The organism is Cellvibrio sp. GW822-FHT04B05 (assembly GCF_058800985.1).
In genome coordinates this window covers 275,910-296,526 of record NZ_JBXAMU010000005.1, presented here as the reverse complement: position 1 = coordinate 296,526, position 20,617 = coordinate 275,910, and the positions used below count along the sequence as shown (strand labels likewise).

The window sequence follows — 20,617 nt, the reverse complement described above, 5'->3', positions numbered from 1 at the left end:
CGCTATGAACGTTGCAGCTCCTGTTATCACAATTGACGGACCTAGCGGCTCCGGTAAAGGAACGCTTAGCCAAATGTTAGCACGCCATCTGGGATATCATTTGCTGGATAGTGGTGCGCTTTATCGATTGGTTGCACTGTCATCCATAAAAAAAGGAATAGATTTGCGCCAGGAGCAAGAGGTCAGCCAGATAGCATCGACGTTAGATGTGATGTTTAGCCTGAAAAATGAAAAAGCGGCGCAGATTTTGCTGGAAGGTGAAGAGGTGACCAATGCAATTAGGCAGGAGTTGGTAAGCATGGGGGCATCACAGGTTGCTGCTTACCCGGGCGTTAGGGAGGCACTACTTGAGCGCCAACGTGCTTTTGCTGTGGCTCCGGGCCTGATTGCCGATGGCAGGGACATGGGTACAACTGTATTTCCTTTTGCGAACACTAAGTTGTTTTTGACTGCAAGTGCCGAGGCTCGTGCTGAGCGGCGATACAAGCAACTGCTTTCCAAAGGCGAGTCCGTCGATATTGATGAATTGATCAAAGACATCAGTGAACGCGATGAGCGAGACTCTAACCGTGCCATCTCACCTCTTAAACCGGCTAGTGATGCAATTATTATTGATAGTACGGCTATGACGATCGATGAGGTATTTACCAGGATGTTATCAGCAATCAAATGATTGGCATGTAGCATCAAGTTTGTGTCAACAAACGGTAAGAATGCTCATTTAACTTGCAATAGTTGTTCTCTTGATAACAAGTTTTTTTAACACAGCATCGGGCTACAAGATTACTTTCACTCAAGATGAGATTAAGACATGACGTTAACTTGTTTTAAAGCCTACGACATTCGCGGAAAGTTGGGTGAGGAACTCAATGAAGATATTGTTTACCGTATTGGACGCGCCTATGCACAATTTCTCCAACCTAAAAGTGTTGTAGTAGGTGGCGACGTCCGCTTGACAAGTAAAGCATTAAAAACTGCTTTAAGTAATGGATTGCGCGATGAAGGTGTAGATGTCATCGACATAGGAATGGCTGGAACAGAAGAGATTTATTTTGCCACCAGTTATTTGAAAACTGATGGTGGAATTGAGATTACCGCTAGTCACAATCCAATTGACTACAACGGTATGAAATTGGTTCGTGCCAACTCAAAACCTATCAGTGGTGATACCGGTCTCAATGACATCCGTCGTCTTGCAGAAGAAAATAATTTTGCGCCAGTAAATTTTTCAGCTCGCGGTGATATTCGCGAAATCAGCACTTTGGATGCTTACGTCCAACATTTGTTGTCATATGTCGATGTCAGTCAGCTTAAACCACTTCGTTTAGTAGTGAACGCGGGAAATGGTGCGGCAGGGCATGTAATTGATGCTATAGAAAAATATCTTCCTTTTGAATTTATAAAAATTAACCATGAACCGGACGGTACTTTTCCTAACGGTATTCCGAATCCCTTATTGGTGGAAAACCGTGCGTCGACAACCCAGGCGGTAATCGAGCATAAAGCGGATATGGGTATTGCATGGGATGGTGATTTTGATCGCTGTTTCCTGTTTGACGAAACCGGTGCGTTTACCGAGGGTTACTATATTGTTGGCTTGTTGGCAGAAGCTTTCTTGCTTAAAAATCCCGGTGCAAAAGTCATTCATGATCCACGATTGACATGGAATACACTTGATATCGCCCAGAAGAATGGTGGTTTGGCTATCCAATCAAAAACGGGCCATGCCTTTATTAAAGAACGGATGCGTGAAGAGGACGCGGTTTATGGCGGTGAAATGAGTGCACACCATTATTTCCGTGATTTCTTTTATTGCGATAGTGGCATGATTCCCTGGTTATTAGTGTGCGAGTTACTGTGTCGTAAACAGCAGACCTTGTCGAGCATGCTCGAAGACCGTATCGCGAAATTTCCTTCGCCTGGTGAAATTAATAGCCATGTAGAAGATCCGAAATTGGCAATTGAAAAGGTGTTTAATCACTACTCTGCAGATGCAATCCTTATCGACAAAACAGATGGTATTAGTCTTGAGTTTGACAATTGGCGATTTAATTTACGCATGTCGAACACTGAGCCTGTTGTGCGTTTAAATGTAGAGAGTCGCAATGACCAGCTATTAGTTGATCAAAAAACCACAGAAGTATTGAATTTACTTAACAACTAATAAACACACAATTTACAAGGAAACAATTATGCAAGTTAAGAAAGCGGTGATTCCGGTTGCAGGTCTTGGAACACGTATGTTGCCTGCTACAAAAGCAATTCCCAAGGAAATGTTGCCGGTGGTAGATAAGCCGCTAATTCAGTACGTGATTGAAGAAGCTGCCGCTGCAGGAATTAAAGAGATCGTTTTGGTGACTCATGCGAGTAAAAATGCCATTGAAAACCATTTTGATACCAGTTTTGAGTTGGAGGCCCAACTTGAGTCGCGACTAAAACGCTCGCTTCTTGCTGAAGTTCGTTCAATAACCCCACCTGGACTCACGGTGATTTCTGTGCGCCAAGCTGAGGCAAAAGGTTTGGGGCATGCAATTTTGTGTGCAAAATCAGTTGTAGGTGACGAGCCTTTTGCAGTGCTGTTGCCTGATGTAATCGTCGATAACGCTGAATGCAATCTTCGACAAGATAACCTTGCCGGAATGACAAAACGTTTCCATGAAACAGGCAACAGTCAGATTCTTGTTGAGCAAGTACCTCATGATCAAGTTGATAAATATGGCGTTGTTGATTGCTCAGGCATCGAAATTCCGGCTGGAAAAACTGCTGTTATCAAGGCGATGGTAGAAAAACCACCTGTTGATGAAGCTCCATCGAACATGGCTATTGTCGGGCGTTATGTATTGTCTAAAACCGTGTGGGATCTCCTGGCGAAAACGCATCCCGGTGCTGGTGGCGAAATTCAGCTAACTGATGCGTTGGACTCATTGTTGGCACAAGAGACAGTTGAGGCTTATCAATTAATCGGTCGCAGCCACGATTGTGGTACAAAAATTGGATACTTAATGGCAAATGTTATTTATGGTGAGAGGCACGGTGAGGTTGGCAGTAAATTTAAATCTTTCCTCAAGGATCGTTACTCGAAGTAATTTAGCTGAAAGATTTCTTGATGGGTGAGTAGTCACATTATCTATTCATATAGCATTAGGTTTAGCACTTGCATTAAGGAGAATTAATTGATTATTCCTGTAATACTCGCTGGTGGTTCAGGCACGCGACTTTGGCCTTTGTCGCGCAAACACTATCCTAAGCAACTGTTAAAGTTGTTTGGCGACACTACTATGTTGCAGCAAACATTATTGCGGCTTCAAGGGTTGCCAGATCTTGCACCACCAATAGTGGTTTGCAATGAAGAGCACCGGTTTATGGTTGCTGAACAATTGCACGAAATTGGGCAGAGTAAATCATCAATTATTCTGGAGCCTATCGCTCGCAACACTGCACCTGCTTTAGCGATTGCAGCAATTCATGCCCAAACATTGGGCGATAATCCCACACTGCTTGTGCTTTCTGCGGATCATATGATCCGTGATGTTGATATATTTCAAGCCGCTGTTGCAGATGCGATTCAGGCGGCGCAGATTGGACATCTGGCCACTTTTGGTGTTCATCCAACATGTCCTGAAACCGGTTATGGTTACATAAAAACACGTCGTGGAGTTGATGTGCAAGAGAGCGCATTCTTCCCAGTGTTGGAGTTTGTAGAAAAACCGGATTTGGTGACCGCAGAAAAATATCTTGCTGAGGGATGCTATTACTGGAATAGCGGGATGTTTGTGTTCAAAACAGAAATTTTTCTAAAGGATTTAAAAGAGCAGAGTCCTGATGTTGTTACTGCAGCTGAGCTGGCGAAGCTGTCAGCTGTCGAGGATTTGGATTTTATTCGGTTAGATCGTGACGCGTTTTCTCAAGCACCTAATATTTCGATTGATTACGCTCTTATGGAAAAAAGCCGCAATGTGGTTTGTGTTCCACTTGATGCGGGCTGGAGCGATGTTGGTGATTGGAAATCTTTTGGTGATTTATCAGTTAAGGATGATGCTGGAAACAGTTTGATCGGCGATACCATCGACATAGGGTCGACCAATACCCTTGTTTTCTCGAAAGATAAATTGGTCGCTACTTTGGGTGTTAATAATTTGATGATTATTAACACTCCTGATGCGGTATTGATTGCGGATAAATCACAAGCGCAACAAGTTAAATCAGTCATCACTCAAATTGAAAAGCAGAAACGTTCAGAGCATTTGCAGCACCGTGAAATTTATCGTCCGTGGGGTTGTTACGACGCAATTGATACAGGTGATCGTTATCAGGTCAACCGTATTCGTGTGAAACCTGGTGGTAGCTTATCGCTACAAGTTCATCATCATAGGGCAGAGCATTGGATTGTTGTAAAAGGAACTGCTTTAGTGCAGAAGGGTGATGACACAGTGCTGCTTTCTGAAAATGAATCAACTTATATTCCAATTGGAACCAAGCATCGCTTGAGTAATCCAGGAAAAATTCCGCTGGAAATAGTTGAGGTTCAATCTGGACCCTATCTGGAAGATGATGATGTTATTCGTTACGAAGATAGTTATGGTCGCTCTTAATTTTTAACAGGCTAGGGAGTTTCTAATGAAGGTAACAGTCTTCGGTACAGGCTATGTTGGTTTGGTGACCGGCACCTGTTTGGCGGATGTGGGTCATGACGTGTTATGCGTGGATATTGACCAAAAAAAAGTAGACAACCTTAATGCGGGTATCATCCCGATCTATGAGCCAGGTTTGGAGTCCATTGTTAAGCAAGCCGTACAGCACGGGCTGCTGAATTTCACCACGGATATGGATAAGGCCACCCAACATGGAGAGCTGCAGTTTATTGCAGTAGGAACACCTTCAGGAGAAGACGGTTCCGCTGATTTACAATATGTTGTTGCTGTCGCTAAAACAATTGGTCAGCGGATCAACGATTATAAAGTTATTGTGAATAAATCTACGGTACCTATTGGGACGGCGGAAATAGTCACCAAGGCCCTCGCCGAGGAACTGCAAAAACGTGACTTAAACATTCCCTTTGATGTGGTGTCGAATCCTGAATTTCTTAAGGAGGGGGCTGCTGTAAATGACTTTATGAAGCCTGATCGGATTGTGGTTGGCACTAACAGTGAACGGGCTGAGAACTTGTTGCGAGAGCTGTATGCCCCTTTTAATCGCAATCATGATCGTATGATTTTTATGGATGTACGTTCAGCTGAGCTTACCAAATATGCTGCCAACGCAATGCTCGCTACAAAAATCAGCTTTATAAATGAAATGGCTAACTTGGCCGAGTTATTAGGTGCTGATATCGAAAAAGTGCGAAATGGTATAGGCGCTGACCCCCGTATTGGTTATCACTTTATTTATCCTGGCTGTGGCTATGGCGGATCCTGTTTTCCGAAGGATGTTAAGGCGCTGATTAATATAGCTCATGGCGTTGATTATACCGCCGGCCTGATGGAGGCGGTTGACAGGGTTAATCAGCTACAAAAAGATAAGCTGTTCTCTTATATTTCACGCCACTTTGGTTCAGATCTTAAAGGCAAGGTTTTTGCGCTTTGGGGGCTTTCTTTCAAGCCCAACACTGATGATATGCGTGAAGCTCCAAGCCGGGTATTAATGGAGGCGCTTTGGGCTGCCGGTGCGAAGGTGCAAGCTTATGATCCTGTGGCTATGGATGAAACACAGCATATCTATGGATTAAGGGATGATCTTAAGCTGGTCGGAACGAAAGAAGCTGCATTAGAGCGTGCAGACGCATTGATAATATGTACCGAATGGAAGAATTTCCGTGCTCCTAACTTCGATCAAATCATTGCCACCTTGCGCAATCCAGTCATTTTTGACGGTCGTAATCTTTACGAGCCTGAAAGAATGGCTAATTTAGGCTTTCAATATTATGCAGTGGGGCGTGGCTTAAGCGTTACCAAGCACTAATCCCAATTAAAAATTGATCGGACTCTTGGTCGCAAGAGTCCCTTGATCAACTCCTCTTTTGCATCGTCCCTAATTATTCTTCTTACACCTGGTTGACAATCCTAACCTATTGAAAAATAAAGGGCATTCTGCTAATCTGCCGCACCTACCAATTTTGACTGTTTTTTTGTTGCTCGGCAGCAGAATTAGTAGCAGTGAATACCGTCAAACCCAGCCTGAGGGGGTTTTCACTTTACTTTAATTGACCCGTGTGACTGGCCATGCGGAATAGGTAGGGTGTGTGTTTAACGCCTGTACCTCTAATCTATAGGTAATACCATGAGTATGAACGAAAGTTTTGCAGAGTTGTTTGAAGAGAGTTTAAAGACTGTAGATATGGTTCCTGGCACCATCGTTACTGGTGTAGTAATCGATATTGATAAAGATTGGGTTACAGTGCACGCAGGCCTTAAGTCTGAAGGTGTTATCCCCGCAGAACAATTCCGTAACGAACTGGGTGAGTTGAATCTCCAGATCGGTGACGAAGTACAAGTAGCTCTGGAAAGCGTTGAAGACGGTTTCGGTGAAACCAAACTGTCACGTGAAAAAGCCAAACGCGCTGAAGCCTGGAAAATTCTCGAAGCTGCACACGTTGCTGAAGAAGTTATTAAAGGTGTTATTAACGGCAAAGTTAAAGGTGGTTTCACCGTTGATGTTGCTGGTATCCGTGCCTTCCTTCCTGGTTCATTGGTAGATGTTCGCCCTGTGCGCGAAACTACCCATCTTGAAGGCAAAGAGCTGGAATTCAAAGTTATCAAGCTCGACCAAAAGCGCAACAACGTCGTTGTTTCCCGTCGTGCTGTACTTGAACAAGCTAACTCTGTTGAGCGCGATGAATTGCTGGCTACCTTGCAAGAAGGTCAGGCAGTTAAAGGTATTGTTAAAAACCTCACTGACTACGGTGCATTCGTTGACTTGGGCGGTGTTGATGGTCTGTTGCACATCACCGACATGGCCTGGAAACGTATCAAGCACCCGGGTGAGATCGTAAATGTTGGTGATGAAATCGACGTTAAAGTATTGAAGTTCGATCGTGAGCGTAACCGTGTATCTCTGGGCCTGAAGCAATTGGGTGAAGATCCGTGGATACAAATCACCAAGCGTTACCCTGAAGGCGCTCGTGTGAAAGCAAAAGTAACCAATTTGACTGATTACGGCTGCTTTGCAGAGTTGGAAGAAGGTGTTGAAGGTTTGATCCACGTTTCAGAAATGGATTGGACTAACAAGAACATTCATCCTTCAAAAGTTGTTCAATTGGGCGACGAAATCGAAGTGATGGTTCTGGATATCGACGAAGAGCGTCGTCGTATCTCTCTCGGTTTGAAGCAATGCCAGGAAAATCCATGGGATGCATTTGCTCGTACTTGCGCCAAAGGCGACAAGATCAGCGGCAAAATCAAGTCAATCACTGATTTCGGTATCTTCATCGGTTTGGATGGTGGTATTGACGGTCTGGTTCACTTGTCAGACATCTCCTGGCATGAAGCTGGTGAAGAAGCAGTTCGCAAGTACAAGAAAGGTGACGAACTGGAAACCGTGGTATTGGCCATCGATCCAGAGCGCGAGCGCATTTCCTTGGGCATCAAACAACTCGAAACCGATCCTTTCTCAGAATACGTTTCTGTGAATGACAAAGGTGCTGTAGTTAAGGGTATCGTTAAGGAAGTTGAAGCTAAAGCTGCTGTAATCACCTTGGCAGATGACGTTGAAGCTGTTCTCAAGGCCTCTGAATTGAGCCGTGAGAAAGTAGAAGATGCGCGCAACCTGCTGAAAGTAGGTGATGAAGTTGAAGCCAAGATTATTGCAGTAGATCGCAAAAATCGTAGCATCAACCTATCAGTGAAGTCTAAAGATGTAGAAGACGAGAAAGCTGCAATGAAAGAGCTTTCCAGTAAGCAGTCAGATCAGGCATCTCCAACAACGTTGGGTGATTTGATCAAGGCTCAAATGCAGAGCAAAGAGTAATTTTTGTTATGCAACAGCGACCAGCTAAGCTGGTCGCTGTTTTTTTGATTTATTTTCCTCCGCGCTTAGTGATGCTGTTTTATCTGGTTGTGTTGCTTGAAGGTTTTTTAATAACAGAGAGCAGGTTATGACAAAGTCAGAATTAATCGAATATATTACTGAAAAACAAAATCAGTTAACCATCAAAGATGTCGAGATGTCAGTAAAGCTTCTGCTTGATTATATGTCCGATATCCTCGCATCCGGTGAGCGCATCGAAATTCGTGGTTTTGGAAGTTTTTCGTTACATTACCGCGCTCCGCGCACAGGAAGAAATCCGAAAACAGGTGATGCGGTAGTCCTTGAAGGTAAATATGTCCCGCACTTCAAGCCAGGAAAGGAAATGCGTGATCGTGTTAATGAGAGTATTTCGAAATAATAACTTATCATTGATGTGTAGAAAGGGATTGCTGGATTTTCCCTGCGACTATTATCTTCCTTTCAATATTTATGAAATATCGCCTTCGTTTATTTGAGTTACTAGTGGCAGCATTGGGTTTGGTGAGCCTGATGAAATGCATGCTTGGTTATTGTGCGACAAAAAAGTGTATAGCTGCATCCACGATAAAAATGCCAAGTATTATTAGCCAAGCCGCAACAAGATTATTATTTTCTCCCACATTTTTATCGCTAACAATCCAACCCACGCCCCAGACAAAAACTGCCGGAATCCCTCATAAAAAGTTTTGCTTCGGGGAAGCCTCCAATATAAATATCACACGCACCTGCTGAAAATTATCATTAAATGTAGTGCATCTGTGGCCGTATTTTTAATCGAATAAATTACTCCCCCGCTAATACAGTAATAGCTGAGCTATTGGCGGTTCATTCCATTTTTTGCACCAATGTTGATCAAAAAATATTGATGGGCATTTTTGTGGTGCAATATTTATCTGCGTAAACTAACTATAACTTCATATCTCTTTGAAAAATAGATAATAAATTTTATTGGTTTAGAATTTGCTTTAGGCTGGTTCATTTTTGTTTTTACAGGTTTTATCTGGATTTTGTGCTCCGATAGTGTGCGAATATTTTTTGATCTGAAGGATATTTCCTATACTTCATGCATTCTACAAATAATAACCGTATCAAAATGGGGCGGTTATTTAAGCCGATAAAGACATTAGTCAGCAAACTAAAATAATCATTGTCATGGGGTTACTATGAAGAAAGTAAGTTTCACACTACAAACGGCAATTGGGAGCCTGCTTGCAGTCTGCGGCCAGACTGCTTTGGCACAGGAGCCGACTATTAATGGCGCCAATACGGCTTGGATTCTGACCTCTACCGCGCTGGTATTGTTTATGACTCTGCCGGGGTTGGCTCTGTTTTATGGCGGTTTGGTTCGAGTTAAAAATATTCTCTCAGTGCTTATGCAATGCTTCACGATTGCATGTTTGGTATCTATCCTCTGGTTAATTGCGGGTTACAGCTTGGCTTTCGGTACCGGTAATGCCTGGATCGGCGATTTTAGTATGGTATTTATGGCGAGCATCACTGAAGACGCTTTATCTGGTGATATACCTCTCAGTTTGCATGCTATGTATCAAATGACATTTGCGATTATCACTCCTGCTTTGATTGTTGGAGCATTTGCAGAGCGGATGAAGTTTTCTTCAATGCTTATTTTTTCTGCCCTCTGGTTGTTTGCCGTTTATATTCCTGTGTGCCATTGGGTTTGGTCTGGATCAGGTTGGCTGTATGCCAAAGGTCTGCTGGATTTTGCCGGCGGCACTGTTGTGCATATCACAGCAGGTGTTGCTGCACTGGTAGCGGCAGTTGTTATTGGTAAGCGTGACGGTTTTCCAACAACAGCAATGCCACCCCACAACATGACGATGACTGTTACTGGCGCCGGCATGCTTTGGGTGGGCTGGTTTGGATTTAATGCCGGAAGTGCATTGGCTGCCAATGGTAATGCGGCGATGGCGATGTTGGCTACGCATATCTCTGCAGCAGCGGGTGCGCTGGCCTGGATGACGATTGAATGGATGCGTTTCAGGAAGCCAAGTGTATTGGGGATTGTTACTGGTATGGTCGCGGGCCTCGGAACAATTACCCCTGCTTCAGGCTATGTTGGACCTGGCGGTGCATTGATTATCGGTTTATTGGCTGGGGTAATCTGCTTCGTGATGACTCAACTGGTAAAACGCGTGTGGAAAATTGATGACTCACTTGATGTATTTCCGGTTCATGGTATTGGCGGTGTGTTGGGTACAATTCTCGCTGGAGTGTTTGCTTCAACAGAGCTTGGCGCGTTCAGTGGCCAGGGTTTCGCCAGCGGAATTGAATCCATGAGCGAGCAATTAGGTGTGCAGTTGTTGGGTGTAGTGGTCACTTTTGCTTACACCGCTGTAGTAACTTATATTCTGTTAAAAATTACTGGTGTCTTTACCTCTGGCTTACGCGTCACTAAAGAAGAGGAAACCATCGGTCTGGATTTAAGTTTGCACGAAGAAGATGGTTATAAGTTGTAAAAGCTTTTGACCTGGATAATAAAAAAGAGGAGCTATTGCTCTTCTTTTTTATTTGGGATCTTGAAAAAATATAACGTGATCAGCGAAATGCAATCAGGGCTGCGGTAACGGCGACATTAAGTGACTCTACACCATTGTTCATTGGTATGTAGACTTGCTCGTTGCAAAGTCGGGTCACTTCATTTGAAACACCTTCTGACTCATTGCCCAGCACATAAATACATGCTGACTTTGGGTTAAACTTTTTTAACGCTATTGTGGCGTGCGATGAAAGGGCGCAAATAACTGCACCATCGGCTTTAAAATCTTGCAAGGCTTGAGTCAAGTCTTTACAACGTAGCAACGGTGCTCGAAAAACGGTTCCTGCACTAGCTTTAATAACAAGCGGATCAATTTGAGCATTTCCTTTTTGTGGTAACAATATCCCGTCAATATTTCCTGCGCATGCTGAGCGAATTATCATTCCCAAATTCTGGGGGTTTTGAACCCCGTCAAGCGCAAGTAGTGTGTAATTTTTCCCACTATTTTCGGCAAGGAACTCGTCGTAAATTTTATAGCCACGCAGCTGCAGGTCCGCTGCAACCCCTTGATCCTGGGATGTATTTTTAGAAATGCGCGATAAAGCCTGACGGTCATGGTAAATAATCTCGGCACCCTTTTGCTTCGCAAGCGAAATTATATTGTCGAGGATATCAGCTGGCTTATTGCTAGTGGCCAAATGTAAACGATAAATAAATGTGGACGGATCTTGCAGTGCCTCGAGTACAGTTTTACGACCATAGACTGTCATTAGTGAATCAAAAAAGCGTTTTTTTTCCAGATAAGCGGGGCTATCATCACGTGGTTTATTCATGCTGATTTACTTGGATAAAGTAGGGGGAGATGTATGGAATTCCCAATCGAATAATTAGTTGCAGAGCTTTTTGTAAGCGTGCACTGCGTTAGTTAATCCCATTGCGATGGCATCAACGACTAATGCGTGACCAATTGATACCTCAAGCAATGAAGGAACCTGACGAAAGTGCGCGAGATTTTCAAGATTAAGATCGTGCCCGGCATTTAAACCAATACCAATTTTTTGCGCATGGATTGCTGCATCCATATAATTTTGGAACAGTGCATCAAGGTTAGTGCTATTGAGCCTGTGAGCCTCTGCATAGGGACCGGTATACAGTTCAATTCTGTCCGCACCTATTTCTTTTGCCAAACTTATCTGCTCAATATCCGGATCCATAAATAAACTGACACGCACACCGTTATCTTGTAATTCGCGAATTAACGGGCGCAGTTTTTCTCCGCTAACGTTTAAATTAAATCCGTGATCAGAGGTGAGTTGTTCATTTGTGTCTGGAACCAGGGTGCATTGATGCGGACGAACATCATTGACCAATTTAATAAAGCCGGGAAAATCTTCCAGGGATTCTGCGTAAGGGTTTCCTTCGATATTAAACTCAATACCGGGATGACCTTTTACCAGTTCGCTCAGTTCATAAACATCGTGTGGGCGAATATGACGTTGATCCGGGCGGGGATGAACAGTCAAGCCATCAGCGCCAGACGCAATACAGATTTCACCGTGACTAACTACATTTGGATAATTGCCCGGCCGCGAGTTTCGGATCAGCGCAATTTTATTGAGATTAACACTAAGGGCGGTACTGTTATGGTTGGTCATTAATGGGTACCAATGCATCTTTGAACGCGGATGGTTTTGACGCATTTTGCGATTCCAGCAAGTTGCGCAAAGCGGCTGCATCAACACGTGATGTGCTCAATATACGTATGATGTAATTGGGGGCTTCAGGTAGCATTTTTAACCTTCCCCGTGGAGATTGTGCAATTTTTTCAAGCACTTCAATACCCACAATTACCTTTCCAAATACGGTGTATCCGGGCTTGGTCTGTGTTGCATTGAATTCCGGATTACTTTTCAAATTCACATAAAATTGTGCGGTAGCGCTATTCGGATTTTTCTCTCTTGCCATTGCAATACTTTTATAATCGTTTTTAAGTCCATGTATGGATTCATTGATTATTGGATCGCGTGTGGGCTTTTCGACAAAATCAGAAGTAATACCTCCACCTTGAACAAGAAAGCCAGGGATGATGCGGTGAAAAATAGTGTTGTCGTAAAAGTTGGTATCGACATAACCTAAAAAATTCTTCACCGTCTCGGGCGCGGCATCCGGATAAGTCTCTACGACGAAAACACCTAAATCGGTTTTTACGGCTACCATAATGTTTTCATCGGCATGTAAATCAGTCGTTACAATCAGACAAAAACCTAAAGCTACTTGAATAAAGCGATTCAGCATGATCAATAACTCTTAGCGCCACTCTGATCTACGTTTACGGCGACCAAATGCTTGCAAGATAAAAGAAAGTAGAACACCGCCAAACACCAAGCCGCCACCATAAACCCAGTGATTGAAACGGTCAGTGTTTTTTAGTTTTTCGTTCTCTGCCTTAATTACATCCGCATGGGTTTGCAATAATTGATTTTCCTTCAGCATATGTTGATGCTCTTCTTCCAGGTTAAATGCGGTAGCAGCAGCTTGGCGCATATCTTCCGTGTCAGCGAGTAATTGTTGATGCTCTTGCTGGATTTTTTCGAGTTGCGATTTGAGTTGGGTATTTTCAGTTTGCAATGCGACTACATCACGTGAAGAGCCTGACAATGCAGCCAATTGCAGTGCCGCAGTTGGTTTGTCGGTGAGATTTTGGCTTCGAACCCAGCCCTCGGTGCCATCGGGTGTGGTGACGAGGGACCAAAGGTTATTATCACTTCCGGTCTCCTCACGAATAAAATTGAGCTTGGTTCCGCTTGCTACGCCTTGTTGCAAAATACTGGCTTGAGGAGCTTTATCGCTACGCACCGGAATGTAAATGACATCAGACACATATTTATCAGCGGCAATACTGGGTACGTTAATTAGTGACAAAGTGAAAATCGATAACGTACAACCAAGGAGGGAAATTTTTTTCACAGTTGCTCCAATCTTTAAAAATAAAAAGAAAAATTAAGGCAAAACTTTCTTAAAGGGTTTTACGACAACCTTGGCGTAAACACCAGCAGCGATGTAGGGGTCAGCATCTGCCCACAATTGCGCTTGCTCCAGCGAGGTGAACTCAGCAATTACCAAACTGCCGGTAAAGCCTGCATCACCCGGATCGTTGTTATCGATAGCAGGATGTGGGCCAGCAACAAAAAGCCGGCCTTCATCATTTAATTGCTGTAATCGTGCGAGATGAGCGGGGCGCGCAATTTTGCGTTTTTCAAGGCTATTAGATACATCTTCACTAATAATGGCGTAAAGCATGAAGCACTCTCTTGGATAAAATCAATTGCGGACTTAATGCGACAAAAATGACGCAAAATAATTAATTGTCACTGCCGTCATTAATCACTTCTTCCAGCGTTAAATGTGTAAGCAAGCGAATACTGCGAAACACATAAAACAATGTACCCATCATGATGATCATCATCGGCAGGGCAATTATGGGATAGCTAAGGGCGGTCATTTTACCTAATTCTGCGTTGAATTCTGTGGTTCCAGGCTGACTGACAAGAATAATTTTCGCTAATACGTAATTTAATATTGATGATAAAAAGAAAGAGGTGGCAATCATCAAAGAGGCATTGGTTAAGGTGCGTTCAAAGTGCTTTTGTGTTCCATGCTCCTGGAGGGCAATATCCACTTTGTGAATTTTCAGCACTTTATCGTTATAAATAAAGGTCTTTACCAAGGGGTAGCGCGTTTTGATAGAGAAAAGCGTGACCAAGCCTAAAATGCCGGGAATTGCTGCTTCTTTAATAGCAAAATATTCTGGAGCCAAATGCAAAAGACTGAGTCCACCTGTGAGTAGCACACTCACAATTCCCAGCGCGGAAAACACATTAATTTTCCGGTTAATTAGAAAATCGCGCAGACCATAAGTGATTGGAAAGGCGAGGGCAACAATTAATCCCCATGTCGCTCCCAGGTAATCGTCGCCGCTGAGCTTGGTCAAAATCAGCGTCGGAATCACGATGTTCATCAGGAGATTGGCCAAAAAACTTTCTTTTTTCAGTTTTGGCCGCGAATTTGTGGGTTCTGCTGTTGGTTTATCAGCTAACATGCTCACATTCTTTTCAGTGCTATTGTCGGTCATGACCAATCCTGGTGATGTACTTGCCACGTGGAGTTTGAGTGATTTTTGATCTGCATTGCCATACCCATTTTTCTGACGGGCTACTTAGTCCCGAGGCTGTGATCGCGCGCGCGAAAGCGCACGGTGTTTCGGTGCTGGCGATTACGGATCACGATACCATAGCTGGTATCGGGATTGCACAAAAAGCCGCATTGGAATCAGGTATCACCTTGATAAATGGCATCGAGTTTTCCAGTCAATGGGGCAAAGGCGGTGTGCACATTGTCGGTCTGGGAGTTGATATCTCTTCGCCTGCGTTGATTGCTGCGATTGAAGTTCAGGAGCTGGCACGCAATGCACGTGCTGTCGCAATTGCAGATCGTTTATCCAAAGCCGGTTTTCCCGGCGCTTTGGTGGGAGCGCAAGAAATTGCCGGTAACGCAACCTTGGGGCGACCGCACTTTGCGCAGTATCTGGTGGCGATTGGCGCAGTAAAGAATATCAATGCGGCATTCAAAAAATACCTGGGTGCTGGTAAACCTGCCGATGTGAAGTACCAATGGCCGATGATGGATCAGGTAATCGACTGGATTCATGCGGCGGGTGGTGTTGCCGTGCTCGCCCATCCCGCCAAATATGAGCTGACGCGCACCAGGATGTGCGCGCTTATTAGTTCATTTGCCGCGGCGGGTGGCGATGCGCTAGAAGTAATCAGCGGGTTGCAGCCCTCAGCATTGACAGAGGATTTGCTGCGCATCGCAAGTAGTTATTCCTTGCATGCCTCTTGTGGTTCCGATTTCCATATTCCTGATCAGCCATGGCAAGAACTGGGAAGCTTCGGTCGCTTGCCGGAACACGCAAAACCTGTATGGGAACTACTGGGTTATGCCCAATAATATTAATAAGACATTCTCTGTTCTTACCTGTCTTAAATATATGAACAGGTAGATTGTTGTAAGGAGCAAAATTATGGCCCAATTCTTCCAAATTCATGCAGAAAATCCCCAGCATCGCCTGATTGTCCAGGCTGCCGATATCATCCGTAAAGGTGGTGTAGTGGTGTATCCAACCGATTCTGCTTACGCCCTCGGCTGTCATATTGGCGATAAAGACGCGCTTGAGCGGATTCGTACGTTACGGAAACTTGATAAAAATCATAACTTTACCCTGATGTGTCGAGACCTTTCCGAGCTTGCAACCTATGCTCGGGTCGATAACCAAGCTTTTAGGCTGATTAAAAATCACACTCCTGGTGCTTATACATTTATTCTCGAAGCGACTGCTGAAGTACCGCGTCGCTTGCTTCACCCAAAACGTAAGACCATCGGTCTTCGCGTACCTGATAATCCAATTGCTCTGGCCCTGCTCGAAGAGCTGGGCGAGCCGCTGATGACCAGTAGCTTGCTTATGCCGGGCGAGGAGCTTCCCATGACGGATCCCTATGATATCCGCGATACCCTTGAACATTTTGTCGAGTTGGTAATCGATGGTGGATACTGCGGGCTAGAGCCGACTACCGTTATTGACCTGACTGATCAGCTTCCGCAGTTAGTGCGGCAAGGTAAAGGGGATTTCTCTCCTTTTGACCCTAACTAGCTGATGTATAAAGAAGTGTTTGATGTGTAGGCGCGCTGTCCGGCGCCGTCCGAAATGGCTATAATGCCGCCCTTGTTCAATGCTGCCCCACACTGAGCATTCTATTTACCAACTTGTGAGTTATCTTGAGTGAGTGAAACCCTCGAAACTGCCGTATCGGAATCTCCGGATATTGCCTCCCCGCAGGAGGCAGTGCCGGATGTTGCTATAACTGCCGAGAGTGAAAAGGTTACTGCTCACCAGTCAAAAGGGCCGCAGCAAGGCGAAATGCCATTTGCAGTAGTGCACGGTAAGGCTTACACCCAATTGCCGCAGGACTTATATATCCCGCCAGATGCACTTGAGGTATTTCTTGAGGCGTTTGAAGGGCCGCTGGATTTATTGCTCTACCTGATTCGTCGCCAAAATATCGATATCCTGGATATTAATGTCTCGGAAATTACCTCCCAGTACATGGCTTACGTTGAGTTGATGGAAGCTCATCAATTTGAATTGGCCGCCGAGTATTTGGTGATGGCCGCAATGCTCGCCGAGATCAAATCACGTATGTTGCTTCCACGTTCGTCGGAAGAACATGAAGAAGAGGAAGATCCTCGTGCGTCATTGATACGACGCCTGCAGGAGTATGAGCGGTTCAAGCAAGCTGCGGTCGATTTGGATCAGGTTCCACGCGTAGCGCGTGATGTTTTTCCGGTCACTGCTGCTGGTCCGGATCGCAGTCTCACGCGTCTTGATCCTGATGTTGAATTGCAAGAGCTGTTGCTGGCGCTGTCAGAGGTTTTGCGTCGCGCAGATATGTTTGAGAGTCATCATGTATCCAAAGAAAAGCTCTCCACCCGCGAGCGTATGGCGCAAGTACTGGATACGTTGGCGCATCAACATTTTGTACCTTTTGTTAGTTTGTTCAAGGCGGAAGAAGGACGCCTTGGCGTGGTCGTCACCTTTCTCGCGGTGATGGAATTGATTAAGGAATCGCTGGTGGAAATTGTTCAGAGCGAATCGTTTGCACCTATTCATGTTAAAGCCAGAACACAATGACAAACGAAATTGATATCACTGAAGATTCTCTCGACGAGGACATGAATTCATCAACCGAAGTTGGCGAAGAGCTTCGCCTATTCCGTGAAGAGTCTGACACTGAGGAATCGGCAACTGTACCTGTGACACAGATGCCGGTCGACGCAGAATTACTGCGCAGGATTATCGAAGGCGCCATATTGGCAGCTGGTCAGCCGATGACCATTGCGCGCTTGCTGGAATTGTTCGATGAGGCAGTGGCGCCAAGTAAAGACGAGATTGTAGCGGCCTTGGTTGATATCCAGGCGGCCAGTGCTGAGCGTGGTTTTGAGTTAAAAGAGGTCGCCTCCGGTTGGCGTTTTCAAGTGCGCGATAATCTTGCTCCCTGGGTTAATCGCTTGTGGGAAGAAAAACCGCAAAAATATTCGCGCGCGCTGCTCGAAACCCTTGCCCTTGTTGCTTATCGTCAACCGATTACCCGTGGTGATATTGAAGAGATTCGCGGTGTTGCGGTCAGCTCGCACATTATGAAAACCTTGTTAGAGCGCGATTGGGTGAAAGTCGTTGGGCATCGCGATGTTCCCGGTCGCCCATCGCTCTTTGCAACTACGCGTCAGTTTCTCGATTATTTTAATCTGAAGAGTCTGGACGAATTACCGTCACTCAGTGAAATTCGCGATCTGGATGAATTAAATCCAGTGTTGGATTTGGGTGAAGCAGGATTAGGTGAGAAAGATACTGATCCACCCATTCCCGATGAAAATCCTGCTGTGAATACTGACGATACTGAAGCCGCACCAGTGGATTCAGGGACCGCCCTTTACGAAGACGGTTTTGTCGATGGCGAAGATGCTTTTGTCGATGCAGATGAAGAAGTAAGTTCAGCGGATTCTGCGGCTGCGCCGACAACAGATGTTGAAGAAGAACCCCGCGGCGATTAGCTGCTCAATACCTATGGTGAAGAAAATCAAGCAGGATAAACCTGAAAAACCTACCAGGGCTGTGAAGCCAGTAGTTGCCGGTAAACCAAAGTCTGCAGAAAAAAAAGCAGCTTTTGGCAAATCAGCAAAAGACAATTCGACTAAAAAACGTGATGCAAGCGATAATAGATCTGCTAGCGATCATTCGTCTGGTACCCGATCAGCGAAGCCTGCAGGAAAGCCTTCTCAAAAGTCTGCTCCGTCACCCAAGCAAAAAGTTGCTCAGGATGCCGATGCGAAGACAATCGCCTCTGGCACGCCAAGTGATGAAAAATTGCAGAAAGTGCTAGCTCGTGCAGGCATAGGTTCGCGCCGGGAAATGGAGCGGGCCATTGAAGCCGGGCAAGTAAAAGTGAATGACAAAATCGCCAGCTTGGGCGATAGAGTCACATCGCAAGATAAAATTTTTGTAAACGGTCAGCGCGTGGTTTTGCGTAGTGAGCTCACTCGTCGCCGCGTTATTTTATATAACAAGCCGGAAGGTGAAATTTGTTCGCGTTCTGACCCGGAAGGTCGCCCAACTGTTTACGATCATTTGCCTGCGTTGAAAGGTGAGCGTTGGATTTCGGTCGGTCGCCTCGATTTTAATACCAGTGGCCTATTGTTGTTTACCAATGACGGTGAATTGGCAAATAAACTCATGCATCCATCGTCAGTGATTGATCGCGAATATTTAGTCCGTATCCAAGGTGAAGTGACGGATGAAATGCGCGCAAACCTGTTAAAAGGTGTGGTGTTGGATGATGGCATTGCGCGTTTTACCGATATTGTTGACGGTGCTGGTGAAGGCAAGAATCGCTGGTTCTATTGTGTGGTGATGGAAGGCCGTAACCGTGAAGTGCGTCGCTTGTGGGAATCGCAAGGCGTAAAAGTGAGCCGCTTGAAGCGTGTTCGCTATGCGAATATTTTTATTCCTTCGCATGTGCGTGTTGGTCAGTGGACGGATCTCACCGAGCGTGAAATTCAGGATCTGTGCATGACTGCAGGTTTTGATAGTTCAACCTATACTCGCATGATGGAGCCAACGCGTGATGAAGCTGCGCAACGTGAACGTCACGATAAAAAGTTGCGCGCAGCATCAGCAGCTCCGCGCCGTACTAAAGCTCCTGCGCGTAAACGTCCGCCAATAGTGGAATAAGGTTGCCGCGCGCCCGTGGCCCGCAAATAAGAAAACCACGCGATTAAGCGTGGTTTTTTTATGGAGTTCGAGTATTTCTTCAAGATTGTATTAGTAGTTCATCACTGCTAATGACACGATTCCGGCCTGACTCTTTTGCCACATACAATGCTTTATCGGCGCGCTCGAATAAATCGTTGATGTGTTCCTTTTCGTTGCTGTGACGAGTGGCTATGCCGATGCTCACGGTAGCGCTAATGGTTTTGCCGTTATAAGTAATATGGGTTTCCGCAACTTGTTGGCGAATGCGTTCTGCAATTGTTTTTGCGCCTTCGGCATCGGTTTTACCTAAGACGACTACAAATTCTTCACCACCGTAGCGGAAGGTGATGTCAGAGCCTCTACACGCCGATTGAATTACTTTGGCAACTTCACATAACACCAAATCGCCGCGGTGATGACCGTGCTCGTCATTAATTTTTTTGAAGAAGTCCACATCTACCATCAATAATGACAGTTCATGTTGATGGCGTTCCGCCATCTGCAATTCGCGATGAAGGGCCGAGTCCAGTGCTGCGCGATTGCCGAGCAATGTTAGAGGATCTAACAGCGCTAAACGCATAGCAGTTTGATAGCGAACTGAATTGCGTAACGGATAAATTAGCGAGGCAAGCAAAAACTCTAACGTGATTAATTCTGTTTCCGCAAAGCGTTTGCTGCGGCTGAATATTATCTCACCGAGGTAACCTTCATCTGTTGTTAAACGGTAATCGCAATGATGCAAGCACTCGCGTCCGATTTTAAGATCATTGGAGTCATTACCAAATTTAAAGATCAGTCCGGACACGCTGACAAGAGTCTGGATGTGCTTATAGAACAGGCTCAGTACTTCACCAGGGTCAAGACTCATTTGCAGCGCTTGCGCCAAACGGACGCGGGTTGCGAGCTCCTGTTCCGGTGTTAGTGGGTGGAGGGGGATGCTGCCTGCGCCATTGGCCTTGTGGGCACTGGTCACCATAGTCATGTCCCGCATAATCTGTACCTGTCAGGTTGAAATGTTATTCGTCGCCTAATTGCCGCTTTTGCATATTTAAGCGTCTGTGACAGACATTTAGCGAAATCCATGCCATCTACTTTTTTAATTTAAAATCTTATAGTAATCAATGAGATGTAATAACTGGCTAAAGTTAATTGCCGATTTTTCCGTCAGAAAATTCGCAGTAAATTTCGGTCAAAGCGGAAAGGATTTGCCGCCAGTCAAAAGATTGTCGGCAAATCAATGAATAGATGAGGGGGAG

The 20,617-nt window shown here is 45.1% G+C and carries 20 protein-coding genes; 13 read left to right on the top strand and 7 right to left on the bottom strand.

What is annotated here, in order from left to right:
- Positions 1-4 precede the first annotated feature (4 nt).
- From cmk to AC1RJL_RS16985, 8 genes are all read left to right on the top strand, one after another.
- On the top strand, positions 5-673 hold the full coding sequence (gene cmk, locus AC1RJL_RS17020; protein ID WP_492916197.1) for a (d)CMP kinase: 669 nt from the start codon (positions 5-7) through the stop codon (positions 671-673).
- Between the two features lie 138 nt (positions 674-811).
- Entirely contained in the window at positions 812-2,164 is a 1,353-nt protein-coding gene (locus AC1RJL_RS17015) for a phosphohexomutase domain-containing protein (RefSeq protein ID WP_492916195.1), read from the top strand.
- A 28-nt stretch (positions 2,165-2,192) separates the two neighbouring features.
- A complete protein-coding gene (gene galU / locus AC1RJL_RS17010; RefSeq protein ID WP_492916193.1) occupies positions 2,193-3,086 on the top strand; it encodes a UTP--glucose-1-phosphate uridylyltransferase GalU in 894 nt (297 codons plus the stop codon).
- A gap of 87 nt (positions 3,087-3,173) precedes the next feature.
- Positions 3,174-4,592 carry a mannose-1-phosphate guanylyltransferase/mannose-6-phosphate isomerase gene (locus tag AC1RJL_RS17005; RefSeq protein ID WP_492916192.1) on the top strand — a complete coding sequence of 473 codons (1,419 nt, stop codon included), beginning with the start codon at positions 3,174-3,176 and terminating at the stop codon, positions 4,590-4,592.
- 25 nt (positions 4,593-4,617) lie between these two features.
- Positions 4,618-5,958, top strand: coding sequence for a UDP-glucose dehydrogenase family protein (locus tag AC1RJL_RS17000; protein ID WP_492916190.1), 1,341 nt, complete (start codon positions 4,618-4,620; stop codon positions 5,956-5,958).
- Between the two features lie 324 nt (positions 5,959-6,282).
- Positions 6,283-7,962 (top strand): 30S ribosomal protein S1, encoded by a 1,680-nt coding sequence (gene rpsA / locus AC1RJL_RS16995; protein ID WP_492916602.1) that lies wholly within the window; start codon positions 6,283-6,285, stop codon positions 7,960-7,962.
- Between the two features lie 127 nt (positions 7,963-8,089).
- A complete protein-coding gene (ihfB, locus tag AC1RJL_RS16990; protein WP_492916188.1) occupies positions 8,090-8,380 on the top strand; it encodes an integration host factor subunit beta in 291 nt (96 codons plus the stop codon).
- Positions 8,381-9,164: 784 nt separating this feature from the next.
- Positions 9,165-10,478, top strand: a complete 1,314-nt coding sequence (locus tag AC1RJL_RS16985; RefSeq protein WP_492916186.1) for an ammonium transporter — start codon at positions 9,165-9,167, stop codon at positions 10,476-10,478.
- Between the two features lie 79 nt (positions 10,479-10,557).
- On the opposite strand, the gene AC1RJL_RS16980 is transcribed toward AC1RJL_RS16985, so the two are convergent.
- From AC1RJL_RS16980 to AC1RJL_RS16955, 6 genes are all read right to left on the bottom strand, one after another.
- On the bottom strand, positions 10,558-11,331 hold the full coding sequence (locus AC1RJL_RS16980; RefSeq protein ID WP_492916184.1) for a TrmH family RNA methyltransferase: 774 nt from the start codon (positions 11,329-11,331) through the stop codon (positions 10,558-10,560).
- 54 nt (positions 11,332-11,385) lie between these two features.
- Positions 11,386-12,153, bottom strand: coding sequence for a pyridoxine 5'-phosphate synthase (locus AC1RJL_RS16975; protein WP_492916182.1), 768 nt, complete (start codon positions 12,151-12,153; stop codon positions 11,386-11,388).
- Positions 12,140-12,793, bottom strand: a complete 654-nt coding sequence (locus tag AC1RJL_RS16970) for a peptidylprolyl isomerase (protein ID WP_492916180.1) — start codon at positions 12,791-12,793, stop codon at positions 12,140-12,142. Before AC1RJL_RS16970 ends, AC1RJL_RS16975 begins: the two co-directional genes overlap by 14 nt.
- 12 nt (positions 12,794-12,805) lie before the next feature.
- Entirely contained in the window at positions 12,806-13,465 is a 660-nt protein-coding gene (locus AC1RJL_RS16965; RefSeq protein ID WP_492916178.1) for a TIGR04211 family SH3 domain-containing protein, read from the bottom strand.
- 33 nt (positions 13,466-13,498) lie between these two features.
- Positions 13,499-13,798: a YciI family protein gene (locus tag AC1RJL_RS16960; protein ID WP_492916176.1), complete on the bottom strand. Its 300-nt coding sequence runs from the start codon at positions 13,796-13,798 to the stop codon at positions 13,499-13,501.
- 61 nt (positions 13,799-13,859) lie between these two features.
- Positions 13,860-14,630, bottom strand: a complete 771-nt coding sequence (locus AC1RJL_RS16955; protein ID WP_492916174.1) for a VC0807 family protein — start codon at positions 14,628-14,630, stop codon at positions 13,860-13,862.
- 38 nt (positions 14,631-14,668) lie between these two features.
- Between AC1RJL_RS16955 and AC1RJL_RS16950 the strand changes: the two genes are divergently transcribed.
- From AC1RJL_RS16950 to rluB, 5 genes are all read left to right on the top strand, one after another.
- A complete protein-coding gene (locus tag AC1RJL_RS16950; RefSeq protein WP_492916172.1) occupies positions 14,669-15,505 on the top strand; it encodes a PHP domain-containing protein in 837 nt (278 codons plus the stop codon).
- Positions 15,506-15,578: 73 nt separating this feature from the next.
- Positions 15,579-16,205, top strand: a complete 627-nt coding sequence (locus tag AC1RJL_RS16945; protein WP_492916170.1) for an L-threonylcarbamoyladenylate synthase — start codon at positions 15,579-15,581, stop codon at positions 16,203-16,205.
- Positions 16,206-16,334: 129 nt separating this feature from the next.
- A complete protein-coding gene (locus AC1RJL_RS16940; protein ID WP_492916168.1) occupies positions 16,335-17,243 on the top strand; it encodes a segregation and condensation protein A in 909 nt (302 codons plus the stop codon).
- The gene (gene scpB, locus AC1RJL_RS16935; RefSeq protein WP_492916166.1) at positions 17,240-18,163 is read left to right on the top strand and encodes an SMC-Scp complex subunit ScpB; all 924 of its coding nucleotides are present in this window, start codon (positions 17,240-17,242) and stop codon (positions 18,161-18,163) included. The genes AC1RJL_RS16940 and scpB overlap by 4 nt, the downstream gene beginning before the upstream one ends.
- A 283-nt stretch (positions 18,164-18,446) precedes the next feature.
- On the top strand, positions 18,447-19,340 hold the full coding sequence (rluB, locus tag AC1RJL_RS16930; RefSeq protein ID WP_492916601.1) for a 23S rRNA pseudouridine(2605) synthase RluB: 894 nt from the start codon (positions 18,447-18,449) through the stop codon (positions 19,338-19,340).
- Positions 19,341-19,419: 79 nt separating this feature from the next.
- On the opposite strand, the gene AC1RJL_RS16925 is transcribed toward rluB, so the two are convergent.
- Entirely contained in the window at positions 19,420-20,352 is a 933-nt protein-coding gene (locus AC1RJL_RS16925) for a GGDEF domain-containing protein (RefSeq protein WP_492916164.1), read from the bottom strand.
- Between the last annotated feature and the right edge of the window lie 265 nt (positions 20,353-20,617).

What these genes read in the sequence shown, in the direction of transcription:
- AC1RJL_RS17000 (WP_492916190.1), top strand. Translation starts at nt 4,618, where the DNA reads ATGAAGGTAACAGTCTTCGGTACAGGCTATGTTGGTTTGGTGACCGGC.
- AC1RJL_RS16955 (WP_492916174.1), bottom strand. Translation starts at nt 14,630, where the DNA reads ATGACCGACAATAGCACTGAAAAGAATGTGAGCATGTTAGCTGATAAA.
- cmk (WP_492916197.1), top strand. Translation starts at nt 5, where the DNA reads ATGAACGTTGCAGCTCCTGTTATCACAATTGACGGACCTAGCGGCTCC.
- AC1RJL_RS16960 (WP_492916176.1), bottom strand. Translation starts at nt 13,798, where the DNA reads ATGCTTTACGCCATTATTAGTGAAGATGTATCTAATAGCCTTGAAAAA.
- AC1RJL_RS16970 (WP_492916180.1), bottom strand. Translation starts at nt 12,793, where the DNA reads ATGCTGAATCGCTTTATTCAAGTAGCTTTAGGTTTTTGTCTGATTGTA.
- AC1RJL_RS16985 (WP_492916186.1), top strand. Translation starts at nt 9,165, where the DNA reads ATGAAGAAAGTAAGTTTCACACTACAAACGGCAATTGGGAGCCTGCTT.
- AC1RJL_RS16925 (WP_492916164.1), bottom strand. Translation starts at nt 20,352, where the DNA reads ATGCGGGACATGACTATGGTGACCAGTGCCCACAAGGCCAATGGCGCA.
- ihfB (WP_492916188.1), top strand. Translation starts at nt 8,090, where the DNA reads ATGACAAAGTCAGAATTAATCGAATATATTACTGAAAAACAAAATCAG.
- scpB (WP_492916166.1), top strand. Translation starts at nt 17,240, where the DNA reads ATGACAAACGAAATTGATATCACTGAAGATTCTCTCGACGAGGACATG.
- rpsA (WP_492916602.1), top strand. Translation starts at nt 6,283, where the DNA reads ATGAACGAAAGTTTTGCAGAGTTGTTTGAAGAGAGTTTAAAGACTGTA.
- AC1RJL_RS16980 (WP_492916184.1), bottom strand. Translation starts at nt 11,331, where the DNA reads ATGAATAAACCACGTGATGATAGCCCCGCTTATCTGGAAAAAAAACGC.
- AC1RJL_RS17015 (WP_492916195.1), top strand. Translation starts at nt 812, where the DNA reads ATGACGTTAACTTGTTTTAAAGCCTACGACATTCGCGGAAAGTTGGGT.
- galU (WP_492916193.1), top strand. Translation starts at nt 2,193, where the DNA reads ATGCAAGTTAAGAAAGCGGTGATTCCGGTTGCAGGTCTTGGAACACGT.
- AC1RJL_RS16945 (WP_492916170.1), top strand. Translation starts at nt 15,579, where the DNA reads ATGGCCCAATTCTTCCAAATTCATGCAGAAAATCCCCAGCATCGCCTG.
- AC1RJL_RS16975 (WP_492916182.1), bottom strand. Translation starts at nt 12,153, where the DNA reads ATGACCAACCATAACAGTACCGCCCTTAGTGTTAATCTCAATAAAATT.